This is a genomic window from Colwellia psychrerythraea (assembly GCF_000764225.1).
GTDB lineage: Bacteria > Pseudomonadota > Gammaproteobacteria > Enterobacterales > Alteromonadaceae > Colwellia > Colwellia psychrerythraea_D.
On record NZ_JQED01000053.1, the window covers coordinates 126,086 to 138,551 of the forward strand.

At 33.1% G+C, this 12,466-nt stretch carries 14 protein-coding genes; 8 read left to right on the forward strand and 6 right to left on the reverse strand.

The window, feature by feature from the left end:
• Window positions 1-11: 11 nt before the first annotated feature.
• Genes ND2E_RS22515 through ND2E_RS03630 form a run of 3 tightly spaced genes read left to right on the forward strand, consistent with a single transcriptional unit; the run spans window position 12 to window position 3,040 of the window.
• Window positions 12-1,433, forward strand: a complete 1,422-nt coding sequence (locus tag ND2E_RS22515) for an ATP-binding protein (RefSeq protein WP_052056908.1) — start codon at window positions 12-14, stop codon at window positions 1,431-1,433.
• Entirely contained in the window at window positions 1,430-2,071 is a 642-nt protein-coding gene (locus ND2E_RS03635) for an HNH endonuclease (RefSeq protein ID WP_223303685.1), read from the forward strand. The genes ND2E_RS22515 and ND2E_RS03635 overlap by 4 nt, the downstream gene beginning before the upstream one ends.
• A gap of 48 nt (window positions 2,072-2,119) precedes the next feature.
• On the forward strand, window positions 2,120-3,040 hold the full coding sequence (locus tag ND2E_RS03630; RefSeq protein ID WP_052056910.1) for an HNH endonuclease: 921 nt from the start codon (window positions 2,120-2,122) through the stop codon (window positions 3,038-3,040).
• A 262-nt stretch (window positions 3,041-3,302) separates the two neighbouring features.
• Here the strand turns inward: ND2E_RS03630 and ND2E_RS03625 are convergent, their stop codons facing one another.
• From ND2E_RS03625 to ND2E_RS03610, 4 genes are all read right to left on the reverse strand, one after another.
• Window positions 3,303-4,316 carry a hypothetical protein gene (locus tag ND2E_RS03625; RefSeq protein WP_033095331.1) on the reverse strand — a complete coding sequence of 338 codons (1,014 nt, stop codon included), beginning with the start codon at window positions 4,314-4,316 and terminating at the stop codon, window positions 3,303-3,305.
• Between the two features lie 433 nt (window positions 4,317-4,749).
• Window positions 4,750-5,055, reverse strand: coding sequence for a hypothetical protein (locus ND2E_RS03620; RefSeq protein ID WP_033095332.1), 306 nt, complete (start codon window positions 5,053-5,055; stop codon window positions 4,750-4,752).
• A 63-nt stretch (window positions 5,056-5,118) separates the two neighbouring features.
• The gene (locus ND2E_RS03615) at window positions 5,119-5,613 is read right to left on the reverse strand and encodes a hypothetical protein (protein ID WP_033095333.1); all 495 of its coding nucleotides are present in this window, start codon (window positions 5,611-5,613) and stop codon (window positions 5,119-5,121) included.
• Between the two features lie 45 nt (window positions 5,614-5,658).
• Window positions 5,659-6,267 (reverse strand): hypothetical protein, encoded by a 609-nt coding sequence (locus tag ND2E_RS03610; protein ID WP_033095334.1) that lies wholly within the window; start codon window positions 6,265-6,267, stop codon window positions 5,659-5,661.
• Between the two features lie 440 nt (window positions 6,268-6,707).
• On the opposite strand from ND2E_RS03610, the gene ND2E_RS03605 reads away from it, so the two are divergent.
• Window positions 6,708-7,928 (forward strand): hypothetical protein, encoded by a 1,221-nt coding sequence (locus tag ND2E_RS03605; protein WP_033095335.1) that lies wholly within the window; start codon window positions 6,708-6,710, stop codon window positions 7,926-7,928.
• A 63-nt stretch (window positions 7,929-7,991) separates the two neighbouring features.
• Here the strand turns inward: ND2E_RS03605 and ND2E_RS03600 are convergent, their stop codons facing one another.
• Together ND2E_RS03600 and ND2E_RS03595 are read right to left on the reverse strand one after the other, a co-directional pair.
• Window positions 7,992-8,228 carry a hypothetical protein gene (locus ND2E_RS03600; protein WP_033095336.1) on the reverse strand — a complete coding sequence of 79 codons (237 nt, stop codon included), beginning with the start codon at window positions 8,226-8,228 and terminating at the stop codon, window positions 7,992-7,994.
• A 19-nt stretch (window positions 8,229-8,247) separates the two neighbouring features.
• The gene (locus tag ND2E_RS03595; RefSeq protein ID WP_033095337.1) at window positions 8,248-8,895 is read right to left on the reverse strand and encodes a recombinase family protein; all 648 of its coding nucleotides are present in this window, start codon (window positions 8,893-8,895) and stop codon (window positions 8,248-8,250) included.
• A gap of 187 nt (window positions 8,896-9,082) precedes the next feature.
• On the opposite strand from ND2E_RS03595, the gene ND2E_RS03590 reads away from it, so the two are divergent.
• The 4 genes from ND2E_RS03590 to ND2E_RS03575 all read left to right on the forward strand — a co-directional run bounded on the left by ND2E_RS03590 (window position 9,083) and on the right by ND2E_RS03575 (window position 12,379).
• A complete protein-coding gene (locus ND2E_RS03590) occupies window positions 9,083-9,682 on the forward strand; it encodes a hypothetical protein (RefSeq protein ID WP_033095338.1) in 600 nt (199 codons plus the stop codon).
• Between the two features lie 381 nt (window positions 9,683-10,063).
• Window positions 10,064-10,927, forward strand: a complete 864-nt coding sequence (locus tag ND2E_RS03585) for a hypothetical protein (protein ID WP_033095339.1) — start codon at window positions 10,064-10,066, stop codon at window positions 10,925-10,927.
• 291 nt (window positions 10,928-11,218) lie between these two features.
• Complete coding sequence (locus ND2E_RS03580; RefSeq protein WP_033095340.1) at window positions 11,219-11,503, forward strand: hypothetical protein; 285 nt, start codon at window positions 11,219-11,221, stop codon at window positions 11,501-11,503.
• Between the two features lie 258 nt (window positions 11,504-11,761).
• On the forward strand, window positions 11,762-12,379 hold the full coding sequence (locus tag ND2E_RS03575; protein ID WP_033095341.1) for a hypothetical protein: 618 nt from the start codon (window positions 11,762-11,764) through the stop codon (window positions 12,377-12,379).
• Window positions 12,380-12,466 lie beyond the last annotated feature (87 nt).

Genomic DNA, 12,466 nt, shown 5'->3' on the forward strand with positions numbered 1-12,466 from the left:
AAGGACGTATTTTGATTATTAAATCGGTACTTTTAAATAGAAAACGCTATAACCTGGTTAATGATAATGTTGATATTGATAGCAATGTTTTTTCTGCCATTATAGGCATAAACGGGGCTGGAAAAAGTAGGCTCTTGCATCGTATTATCGATAGCACTATTAAGGTCAATAATAATTTTGAGCGCAAGGAAATACCCAATTATTTTACAAATCATATTGAAGTTATTAATGACTCAAAACAGATTAATATATATTCGAGAGTTAATTCTAAGTTTTCAGTCTTAGGAGACCAAAATAAAAATTATTTTCGACACAAATTAAACTCTAAATTAATAGCCGCAACAACAAGCCCATTCGATAAATTTCCTGTTGAAAATAAAATCACTTCGACATACAAGCATCACGATGAGGATCTGTACCATTATATTGGATTACGGATTTCAGAAAACTCATATAATAAATCAAATTTTATCAATTTACTTGTTCGTTCATTTTTAAAGCAAGGTGTCACTGAAATACAGAATAGAGTTTTGAATCTTTTAAAGTACCAAAATTATTACGATATTAAATTCAAAACTAAATTTACATCATCAGAGCTAATAGAATTAGAAAATTCGAACTCTTCTTTTAGCATCATAAACAAATCTCCAAACGTTCTCGACGTATTTTACAAGTTGTTAGAGAGAAGATATCCAACATTGTTTAAAAAAGTTCAGCATAAATCAAAACTCTTAGATGATATTTTACATTCGGTTTTATGTTGTAGTAGAGAGTTGGAGTATGGAATTAGTTCTATTGATAACTTGCCCCAAGATAAAAGTTTTATGCTAACTTTTCTACTTGATTTAGGTATTATTCAAATAAAGAATGTTTGCTTAATGAATAATGGTGGGGAGCCGGTAAATCTATCAGAAGCTAGCTCTGGTGAACAATGTGTCCTTTTGACTATTTTAAATATTTCTGGAGTCATAAAAGACAATAGTGTTATTTGTATCGACGAACCAGAAATAAGTCTACACCCTCATTGGCAAAAAGAGTTTATGCCAATGCTCATGTTTTGTTTTAAGGACTTTAAGCATTGTCACTTCATAGTTGCAACCCATTCACCTTTAATCGTATCTACAATGAAAGGTCCAAACTGTTTTATTTTGAATATGGAAGTCACAAAGCCAGTCTTAGCGGAGCAGTATGTTCAAAAATCTGTAGATTATCAGTTAGCAGAACTTTTTAATTCACCTGGTTTTAACAACGAGTACCTTAACCGTGTTGTCGTATCTTTACTATCAAGTCTGAGCAGGAATGGAAAGCTAGATAAAGAGCAGCGCAATCAATCTAAAATGCTATTGAAGTTAAATAACTCACTTGATGATGGCGATACCGTTAAAGAGTTAATTCAAGTGTTGAAGGCTGCTTTGGAGAAGTTAAAGCAGTGATAGATAGAGCCGTAGAATTTACCCCACAAGAACTAACTCAGATTCGAAATAAATTGCAAGCACCTAACTTCAGTAACAATAGTTGGAGTGACGAGGATATAGCTAATATAAAGTCAAAGATAAAAGAACATTATTTGACTGAGCAAAATACGACTTGTCCATATTGCAAAAGGAATCTACAAACGCGACATGGTCGTTCTTGGGATATTGAGCATATAATTCCAAGATCAACCGTCGAGAATTTTATGTTTGAACCTCTCAACCTTTGTATGGCTTGCGTTGATTGTAATGGCGCTAAATCAGATAAAAAAATTACTTCTAGCACAGCAAGAGTAAATTACCCAAGCCGCAGTGGACAATTTCTTATTATACATCCGCACTTTGATGTATATGAAGATTATATAATGGTTATTCGAGAGGGGTTCTATTATGTAGCTCTAGAAGCGAAAGGAGCAAAAACGATGGATATATGTAACTTGAACCGTTTTTATGAGTTTGCTGGGTATGGTGGTGATGTAGATAATGATGATGAGATAGCTATATTGTCCAATCAGCTTTCAAATATTGATAATGTTCAATCTAAGCAGCGAATTTTACTCAAAATAGCAGAGCTTTCTATAAAATCCGCAGTTGGGTGAATATGGTCAGAATATTTGAACTAGTCAATAAACCAATAAGGAATAGTGGTGCACTTCTCTAAACTCTTCGCAAACGAATTGAACGAACAAGAAACTAGGTATTTTATATTAGATACTAAAGGTGCAGATCCACAACATGGAGACGTAGACTTTATTAAATACCGATGGCAAACCAATAAATTTGGTCTGGTACGAACTGGTGACTTATTTCTCTATCGGCGGCCAGGTAAAGCTTCAGAAACGAATAAGTTTTATTTCTTCGGAGCAGGAAAAGTAGGTTCGATAAAATTGTTGGAACCTAGAGAAAGCAAACGAGTAGAAGCTGAAATCACTTCCCCTTATCCATTTACCTCATTTATTCATCCTGGTGATCTGGAGTTTTTTAACTGGGAGTTTAAAGATAGAAAAGAAGGAACATGGGAGCATTTTTTCAACCAATATGGCATGAATCAGATTAAGAAAGCTGATTTTATGGCCATTTTAAAAATGTCGGGATTTGAGTCTAATTTGTACTACGATAATTTAGCAGCAACTCAAGCTGTACAGTCTATACAGAAGCAAAATTATTATGTAGAAGATGAAATGGGTGAGGCACCAAGGCGTTCGAAACAAGGAGTTTTTTCTAGCGTCGTTAAAAATAACTATCAAAATTCGTGTGGGCTGTGTGGGCTCAGTACTAGTTCATTGTTAGTCGGTTCACATATTGTTCCTTGGTCTAAAGATAAATCTTCTAGATTGGACCCATCAAATGGAATATCACTTTGCGTTTTACATGATAAATTATTTGATCAAGGATTGATTTCTTTTGACAATAGTTTGAGGTTGAAGGTTTCATCTCTTATTAAGAGAGACGCAGTATTAAAAGGTTTAGTTTTGGGTATTAGACGTAAGAAATTGAAGAAACCCAAAGTGGCTTCTCCTAGGCCTGAATATTTGGAATACCACAGAGAGAACATATTTAAAAAGTAAATATTATAGGGTACCGTTAAAGGAATTGGAGAGTGTTTAGACTGAGCGTGCAACATCCTTAAATTCTCTAAGCGCTAGCCGTTATATTTAACAATTAAATAAACTTTTGGCATATTAAAGGATATGCCTAAAGGCCATCTGCATAGAGTTGACTGATGTTAGTTAGCTATCTTAAATCTTGCCTGGATATTAATGATAGACAGTTACACGGTTTTGTTAGACGCTCGTCACATCAAGGCATGAAATTTCGAGACTGCCTGTATTATAGTTTCGGCTTTTTAGTAAACATTTTTTTATACCAAGGCAACGATTGGTATTTTCGCAAATTTTCTTCGAAGTTTTTTTCTTTTTGTATACGTATGTCTACAGCTTTCTGTAGGTTTCCACGTCCAATACTCTCAAATTCCTTACATTCTTTTATAAACAACTGTCTTGTCTGCGTCATTGGTTGCTTTAAACCCAAAAAATCCAACCCTAACACTTCACCTAATGCTTCTGTATTAAACCCATGATGAACAGCATGGAATTGAATAATTCCATCACTATCAATTTTTGGTAGCGCAAGTGTTGATTCGATACTTTGAGCATTCTCGGTTACCATAATCGTGTTTTTAATCGCTTTTGTAAATGACTCCTTAGAAACTTGGTGCGTTCGGGTATCTTGGTAAACCCCTTGTATGTCGTGTGCCATGTGTTTAACGTGCTCAAATTCTGGCATGTGAGAGACAAACTTATAGATGTATTTGGGGATTTCAAAATCTGTACCTGAAAAACCGTCCATATACACCCAGTTCTCGGCATGCCCTGAGGCAATATAACTAGTGCCAAGTTCAACTAGCTTGTCTTTAGTGTATATTAACACCCCAAGATAGTTTGTTTTTGCATAATTTTCACTGGTAACGTAGTCATATACTCGCTGATTGATGGCATGAAACATACCCCTAACATAGACTTTGTTAAATACATCCAATGGACGGCGCCTATCTTCCATGTCATTTAAATTGTGAATGAATATAATAGGAGGTTCATCCCAGTTACCGTCATGGAATACATGAAATTCTAAAGGAAAGATTACTTCCGAATTTAACGGCCCATTTTCCCCATATGGTATATGACCATTGCCGATATACTTCATGGTATGCGTGTTTTTACGATTTTTAATATGAGGATATAAATCTAATGGAACCTTAACCATATCACTATGAAGCTTGCCTTTTGGTAGTGCTTTCGCCTCGACATCTTTTAGTCTTTCTTTAAATGCATCTAGTTCAGTCATGAAGTATCCTTTTAGATTATCCTTAATAAAAACCGAATGTTACCATAAAATGATAGGTTCTTGTTCGCTCATTTGAGCCTTAAGGTCAGATATTAGTTTCTACAAATTAACCAAAGAGGAATTAACCTCTTTCCAGTAAGAGGTATCATCATTTACGTATGGTTCATTTAGTTTTGTAGAGGATAAGGTATTTGCTTTTTCCGTCATCAGTAAGGGTAGTGCAAATATGTTAATTGGATTCAGAACTATGGCAATATTAGAATGTAGGTCAATTAAACTTTCAACATCCTTTGATATTTTTGTTAGAGCATAATGACATTAGTTGATGTCATTATGCTACTTGAAAAATGAGTTAATGATTTACTGTTTCAAAATCGATGCTTGTATATTTTTGAAAAATATCTCTTATAAGTTTTTAACTTACCAATATTAGTTAATCATCCCTTTCTTGTTGAAAATAGCCATCTTCATCTATTACTCCAAAACCGTGTTTAGAAAGGAAGTCTGAATATTCTGAAGCTCCAGGGGTGATTTCATCATTAATAGCCTGTTGTTGAGCTAAAGTATTGTTACATGCTTTTCGTTGACTTCTTATCCTTTCAATTTGAGTGTATCCTTCATCAAGAATAATATCCCCATCAGGCGTACTTTCGTCAACTCTTTGTTCTAAGTTCTCTGTTTCTTTATCAGCTTCAATATCAATTAATTGGTCTAATTCATTAAAAATACTATCGTTCATACTGTTCACCTTGGTAATTTATAAACTTTTTTATCATTATTTCTAATGACACCATTACAAGCCTTACTTATTTCGTTCTAGGCATTTATTTACATATTCAATTTGCGCTAAAAATTTTTCACAAACGTTAATTGGCTTAGAGTTCAAACCAGTAATTTTCATATCCCCTCTAAAATAAAAAACTGATAACTGTAGCGTTTCAACTATATCAATGTGTTGCAATACGCCATGCCCAAACCAAATGTTATTCTTTGTCGTTACCTCTTCAAATTTTAACTTCAGTATTTGGTATTGAGAAAACAGAAAATCTGTATTACACCGTAAAATGAAAATCATACTTTCAACTGTTAGCTCATTTTTCGAAATTGAAATAATTGAATGTAAGAAGTTATCTAAATTTTGCTCTAATTGAGTAATTGAATCTCCTTTTAGCTCTTTAATTATGTAACTTGTCTTCTCATTAGTGTGAATCAATAAATCATCTAAGTTGAAGCTTATAATTCCATCAGGGGCTAATTTTGGACGCAATACTTCGATAACATCGTCATTAAACCTCAATAAAAAACCAATAATATAATTCTCCTATCCTGACTGTTTGAATAATTAGATGTATGCCTCTAATGCAGGGTGTTTGTGTATGATTTGCCTCCTTATTTTTTCTTTGATGATTATTATTTCTTCTAAGCTTTTAAAATCGTTAGATTTAGCTAATGCACTACAAAAAATTAATTTGTTTTTGCACAAAAAACGATAGGTTAATGCTAATAGCCCCATGTCACTCTCGTTAGTTAACTCCTCATGATTATTACTTTTAATTATTGTCAAAAGTTTAACTTCTTCCGAGGGATCCTTAATGCTGTCAATTGCGTTTGTAAATAAAGATACTGCTAACAGAGTCGTTTCTTTATTTGGTGCTTTTATGTGTCTAATTGCTAGTGGCTCAGCTTTAATGCTTTGCTTTATTTCCTCATCTGTTAAATCTTTTATGTATTTAATAGACATTGGATTTTGATAAATCGCTATTTCTCTATAGTTAGAGGGCGGGTTTGTAAGACACCTAATAACAAGCCCATTTACCGCTAGTGCTTTTTTAATTTCACTCGGTGGAAGGTTTTGGTAATTTTCCACTGACATGAAGACTGTATAATCATCTCTAATTCTTTCTAATAACTCTAAAGAAAGTGAATTAGATTTTGTGTTAGTCTCTTTCATATAGTTTGTTAGAAAAAACCTTTAACACATACATCTACATGAGCCCATTCCGCAAACGTCACAAACATTGCAGCTTCCTCCACACCACTGGCAAGCGCATAATGGAACTGGCTTTGTTGATTTTTTTGCTAACTTTACTATTTGTTGAATTTTCATAATTAATAACCTCACTTCATTTACAGAACGAACGACTATTACATAGCCTCAAGAAATTCTAATATACACTCAATGAAGAAAAGGCCAATCACAAAAATAAGAGTTCTTTCGTTTTTTGCTGAGGAGTTGTACATATTGTTTTTTTTTATCTTTTGTAACAGTTGGTTAGTTATTGCATGTTTTTTGGTTGATTAGATTAATTGACCTTGTCTATGTTTTTTTTATTGAAATCTTTCCGCTTTAGTCTAAAATTTATTGCATGAGGTGTTTAGGAGACTAGAAGTGTGAAGGAGCAAGTAAACGTATCTACAGTTAATGAGCATGAATTAGCAATAATAAAGGAAGCTTTAAGATCTTATGTCTATTTTTTAAGTGATATTCTGGTTATACGATTTGGATTACATTATTTAATTAGACTTAATGAACATTCTATTTTTTTTGGGTGTATAACAGACTGCTTATACGAAATAAAAGAAGAAAGAAAAAAACTAGGTGAATTATCTGAATTATATTTTTCTAATAAGTTTGAAACAAAACCTCATATGGATAGTGTAGGCAAAATTATCAATAACTTTATCTTTAATGCTTTAGCAAGTAAACCATGTACTAAGGATATATATACCTATCAAGCCAGGGCTATAAAAAATAAAGATATAGAAGATAGAAGTAAAGAACAGAGTTTATGGGAGAGTTTATATCACAACAATTTAACTTTCTTTAAATCGGTCAATAGTAGGGTAGCTAGTTTAAGGAAATTCAATACTAGATGTGATTTTTTCTACAAACGCAACTCTAAAATAGACTGGTTGAAACACTTTAAGGACAAGCCCTTTAGCAAAGATATCATTAACGCCTACAGCTACTACTCTGGTTTGTTAGATGAAATCGAACTTTTTACTAATAAAAATACTGAAAATGATTTTATAAAATTTTTAATTAAGGTAGGGAGTTTAGATAAGAATTTTCCATATTACGCAAACTCATCACCAGTAGAGCAAAACTTACAAACTTTAATTGATAAAAGCCCCTCTAAAGAAGATTTTTTGAAGAAAATGGATGGGTTTTATGCACAATTAAAACATAACAAATCATTGCTCCTGTCAGAGTCAAAAGCTTTCAGGGATTTTTATAAGGATAACAGGTGTTTTATCAAAGATAAGAAAAAATTACGTAATAACCTCATTGCAATTTATGTGATTCTGAAAGAAGAAGAGATGCAAATAGAGAAAAAGAGCCAATTAGCTATAAGTGTTGATTCAATATTTAAGCAAAGCAGTGAGGATGAAAAGACGTTTTTGAATTTTGGTGAGTTTAGCCCAGACTATATTACACGTATTAAACAAAAATTAATTTCCTCTTTTAATACTAAAGACGGGGCAAACATACTTGTTCAGAATGATAAATATGCGCAAGCTATAAAAACCCAATATCCTTTTATTGAAAAATTTGCTCTATTTAGAACAAAGTGGTTTCAATATCACCCTGTGGGCTTAATAAGGCAATGAATTAGAAGCGAAAGATCACAGTTAGAAATCTATGCTTTATTTTCGTGAGTTTAATTTAATTATTTATTCAAAAGGAAAGTAACCACCTTTCCAATCAGAACCATCAGCACAAACTTTTGGTTCGTTTAGTTTAGCAGGAGCAATGAAATATTTGCTTTTGTCTTCATCATCAAGGTTAGTGCAAACAGTGCTAACTGCGTTTAAAGCTAAAGGCTCATCAGAAAATACACCGATGAAGTCCCAGCCATCATTTAGCACGTTTGTAATTTTTCCAACAACCCATAGTTTAGTATTGCTCATAAAATATTTTCCTAATAAATTAATCAACAAAAACGGTTCTAGTTTTACTTATCCATCTATAAAGCTGTGCACGGCTAACTGAAACATCTTTGGATAATAACAGCTTGAGAATATCTGACTTTCTAGTTCCTAAATCTAAGTGATTTAAAATAAACGATGTGTGTTCATCTAATTTACTTTTGACAACTTGACCGTGCTTTCTTCCTACATGTAGCCCTTGTGATTTTCGCCTAACAATTGCTGCTTTAGCTTTCTGGCTTCTTTCTTCTGAAAACCTTACAGCAGCATAAGCATCACCAATGGCAATGAATATTTTGGCTAAATCATTTTTATCTTCAGGTTTTATCTTGGTATTACTATAACAAAGGTAAAGTGATGCACCTTTGGTGGTAATTGTAGTAATGGTGTTAATGACACTATGAATGTCATCACGACCTAATCTTGCAATATCGGACACTAGAACAATATCATCTATATTTAAAACATCGAGAAGAGAAATTATTCCTCGCTCGTCTCGGCAGGACTTGGAACCAGATATATGGTGTTCCAGCCATTCAATGCTTGATAAGTTATTTTCTTTAGCGTAATCCTCAATAACCTTGCGCTGAGCAAAGCTATCTTGTTTTGCAATATCTGAAACACGAATGTACGCATAAACTTTGCCCATAATTTCTCTTTAAAAACACATGTCTCATCTAGAGTTCTGATGTTACGGTATGTGAGACACTATTGTCAATGATATAATGTCTCACTTAGGGATTACTCTAGATGCACCCTAGAATAATTTTATTTTTTTAGGGTTAGATATAAATTTAGCTATTGCATAATACAAACAAATCGAAACGGAGCTTAGAATGAATAAAAAACGATATAGTGAAGTTTTGTCGAAAGATGATATTGCTAAACTACCTGAAGCATTCCATAGAAATATTGTCTTAGATTTAATTCATAATATTAAAAAGAAGAAAGATATACCTGATGAGTGGGTTGAACTTTTTAAACCTCATGAGAGTAAAAAAAACGCTGAAGCAGGTTATAGTCTAATATCTGCTTTTGTAAACTTTGTTGAATCAAACTCTAAAATTCCTTTTGAACTATTGGCTTATTTTGCTAATGCTTTTCGGCAGCATTTAGATAATGATGTGGATTTAAAAGAGGCGCTTAATTTGACGGGTAGCAAGACTAATAAAGATAGGATTGCTTATGAGATATTTGAAATGGTTGAAAAGAAAAGTCATCAATGGGAAAAGGAGTATGGCTATAAACTACCATTAGACCTTAAAGGGTGCACACATGATACTTCAATTTATAAATTGGTTTCTGAGGATTTGATAAAAGACGGTTTTTCATTAAGTGACTCTGCTGTTAGAAAACATCATGAATATGTTAGAAGCTTTACTAATAAATTTGATAAACAACTAGATCAAATGCTTCAACAAGAAGTAGGAGAGTGATGCCATTTAAAAGTTAAATAGCTCTAAATTGAGTCAGTATAATCCAATTTTTATTTTTAAGTATTGGCTATCTTCGCTTACGGAACTTATTTTTAATCACTACCTAAAATAGGTTCAAACCCCTCTTATTTTGCCTTTCACCTTATACACAAATACTCGTTATTAGTGTTCTAGGCAAAGTCATGCCTGAAAATAAGAGTTATTACTAAAAGGCGACTAAAAAACTAGTGATACAAAACATCACACTAGAATTTGTATACAAAAGGTTAATCGAATTGACCAACAATTTGTTTGCATTTTACAAAAATAAAACCTCGTATTGACTCTTTGTACAATAAAGGGCTTGAGAGGTATCCATTAACAATAAAAAAGGAAACACCTATGTTTCATGAAAAATTAAATGAATTTTCAATATCAACCTTGATGATAACAACCAGCTATGATGATGGTTACTTCAAATTTCCATGTAGTGATTATTTTACAAAGTCGTATTTGTATTTGCAGAAATCAATTGAACTCAATGCGCCATATATTCAGAACTTGGAAGAAAGTTTTAAAAAAATGGCATTAGCAATTTACATGGTTGAAAGTGACTACCGGTATCAAGAAATAAAAAAAATAATGGAGGAGCACAAAGAAGCCACTAACAAATATATAGAGCCAAGTTTATGGGACGATATTAATGAATCAGTTACAAAGCAAAATTACTACAGCAAAAAAGCACATCAAAGTGTATTCCGAATCCCTGATGATAATTTGGACATGGCGAAAGTTGTTGCAGATAGAAATGTTATTGATGGAATGCTTGTTTCTATCATGAATGAATTTCCTGAGCGTGATTTAACTGACGATTTTCCTGTTGTTAATTATGTTCACGAACCTTTTAGTGATATTAAAATTCAATTTGATGAATTCGGAAAATCATCAAGAATTGAATTTAATTACTTAGGTAGTAGGGTTTCATATCGAATAAAGGCTGAACCACAAATGGGACATGGAGCCTATGGGTATAGTGATGAATACTCTTACAATCTTTTTGATGGAGGGTATATTGATAGTGATAATGAAGATGAAAGCGTAATTGCGTCGGTGTTAAGATATTTTTTGATTATGGGACGGAAACTGTCAAATAAAAGTAGAAACCAAGAAAACAGAGTCAAACTTGACGAACAGATTAAAAATGGCGAAGTTCAACATCTAAACATGTTTTCAATTCATGATGAATATAAACGTTTAAATGAATGATTAGATTTTAGCGTTCAAGCTTAACTTAAGTAAAATTTATAGCTTAAATTTTTTGCAAATGCTGCGTACTCACCCTGAGGTTTTAACTCATTTGCCAAATCAACTAATAACGATACTTTTATCGTTATATCCAAAAAAAACTCTCATCAATGTTACCTCTGATTGGTAGTTTGATTAATGCTGCCTTATGGAAAGCAAACTCTGATGAGGATTAAACAAAATAAACGCTTAGGAGAAAAATATGCAACACAGTCTTATTAGTAAATCAACAATATACACAGGAGTATTAACATGAATTTTAGCGACTATAACGAAATGAGCGAGGAATATTTAGATGACATGCATCACGACATGACTTTTGAATACATACATATCGATAGAGAAGAGCTTCGTTTAATGTGGGGAATGTGCCGTGACAAGTATGATAAAGCAATAATGATGTCCAATTGGCATGGTGTAAAAGAAGAAGGGAAAAAATTAGCTGAGTACCAAGTTGCTTTCATGAATAAATGCGAGCAAGTCGTATCTAGTTATATGAAAAGTGCTCCTACATGGGTTGATATCATTTTAAAATAGCACTAATGAATATAATCATTTGCAGATGTTGCGTACTCACCTTGAGACTTTAACTCATTTGCAAATATAACAAAAACACCAGAATCAAAAATGATCAGTTGATCATTTTCCAATAACTAACCCTTTTAGAAATGACAATGACTTCCTGCATGAAATATGCGGGTGCTAGAAGTTTTCTTGCGCCTAAAGCAAAGCTAGTTTGTAAGTTAAGGGCTTTAAGCATTAACGAGATATTTAAAGCAACAATAAGGAAAAATAATGCGTGTAGTAACTTTCGATTCAGTTCATGAGATTTATGGCTTTGAATCAGAACTTAGTATGAATGAGCTCACCGAAAGCTTAAAAAAATTCGCGGAAAATTCGGTTCAACTTGATGATAGAAAAGAATTTAAACAACAACTTCCCATTTTACTAGGTGGGAGAGCCAGAGGAGACAAACCAGATCAACCTGAATTTAAAAGAAAACGTCTTCAAGATATTATTAGTAGGTCATTAGTTGCTTTAGATATTGAGCCCAAAAATGGACAAGTATTCAATATTTCCGAAGTAGAAACATGGCTAAATGAGGAGCGACTGAACTCAGCATTATATACAACATTTTCATCTGAAAACGGTAAGCGTTGTAGAGCATTTATTGAAATAGGGGAAGAAGTTGAATCACCTGAACGATATGAGCAATTGGTTCAAGGGTTGATTGAACGTTGTCCAAAACATCACACCATTGACCGAGCATCTTTGAATATGAACCAGCCTATGGTTTTACCTTTCGCCTACGCACATGAAAAACCAGTAGTTAAACGAGTCGAAGGAGTAAGCTTTAACCAGCACTTACTATGTGCATATTCTCATGCATCGCGATCACCTAATACCATCTAAGCCGATCACCTAATACCATCCATCGCGATCACTCAATACCATCGATGCCGATCACTTTTCGGTCAAAATGGTATTGAGTGATCGGCT

Coding starts and splice junctions, on each gene's coding strand:
- ND2E_RS03625 (WP_033095331.1), bottom strand. CDS start 4,316: ATGACTGAACTAGATGCATTTAAAGAAAGACTAAAAGATGTCGAGGCG.
- ND2E_RS03620 (WP_033095332.1), bottom strand. CDS start 5,055: ATGAACGATAGTATTTTTAATGAATTAGACCAATTAATTGATATTGAA.
- ND2E_RS03610 (WP_033095334.1), bottom strand. CDS start 6,267: ATGAAAGAGACTAACACAAAATCTAATTCACTTTCTTTAGAGTTATTA.
- ND2E_RS03600 (WP_033095336.1), bottom strand. CDS start 8,228: ATGAGCAATACTAAACTATGGGTTGTTGGAAAAATTACAAACGTGCTA.
- ND2E_RS03595 (WP_033095337.1), bottom strand. CDS start 8,895: ATGGGCAAAGTTTATGCGTACATTCGTGTTTCAGATATTGCAAAACAA.
- ND2E_RS03590 (WP_033095338.1), top strand. CDS start 9,083: ATGAATAAAAAACGATATAGTGAAGTTTTGTCGAAAGATGATATTGCT.
- ND2E_RS03585 (WP_033095339.1), top strand. CDS start 10,064: ATGTTTCATGAAAAATTAAATGAATTTTCAATATCAACCTTGATGATA.
- ND2E_RS03580 (WP_033095340.1), top strand. CDS start 11,219: ATGAATTTTAGCGACTATAACGAAATGAGCGAGGAATATTTAGATGAC.
- ND2E_RS03575 (WP_033095341.1), top strand. CDS start 11,762: ATGCGTGTAGTAACTTTCGATTCAGTTCATGAGATTTATGGCTTTGAA.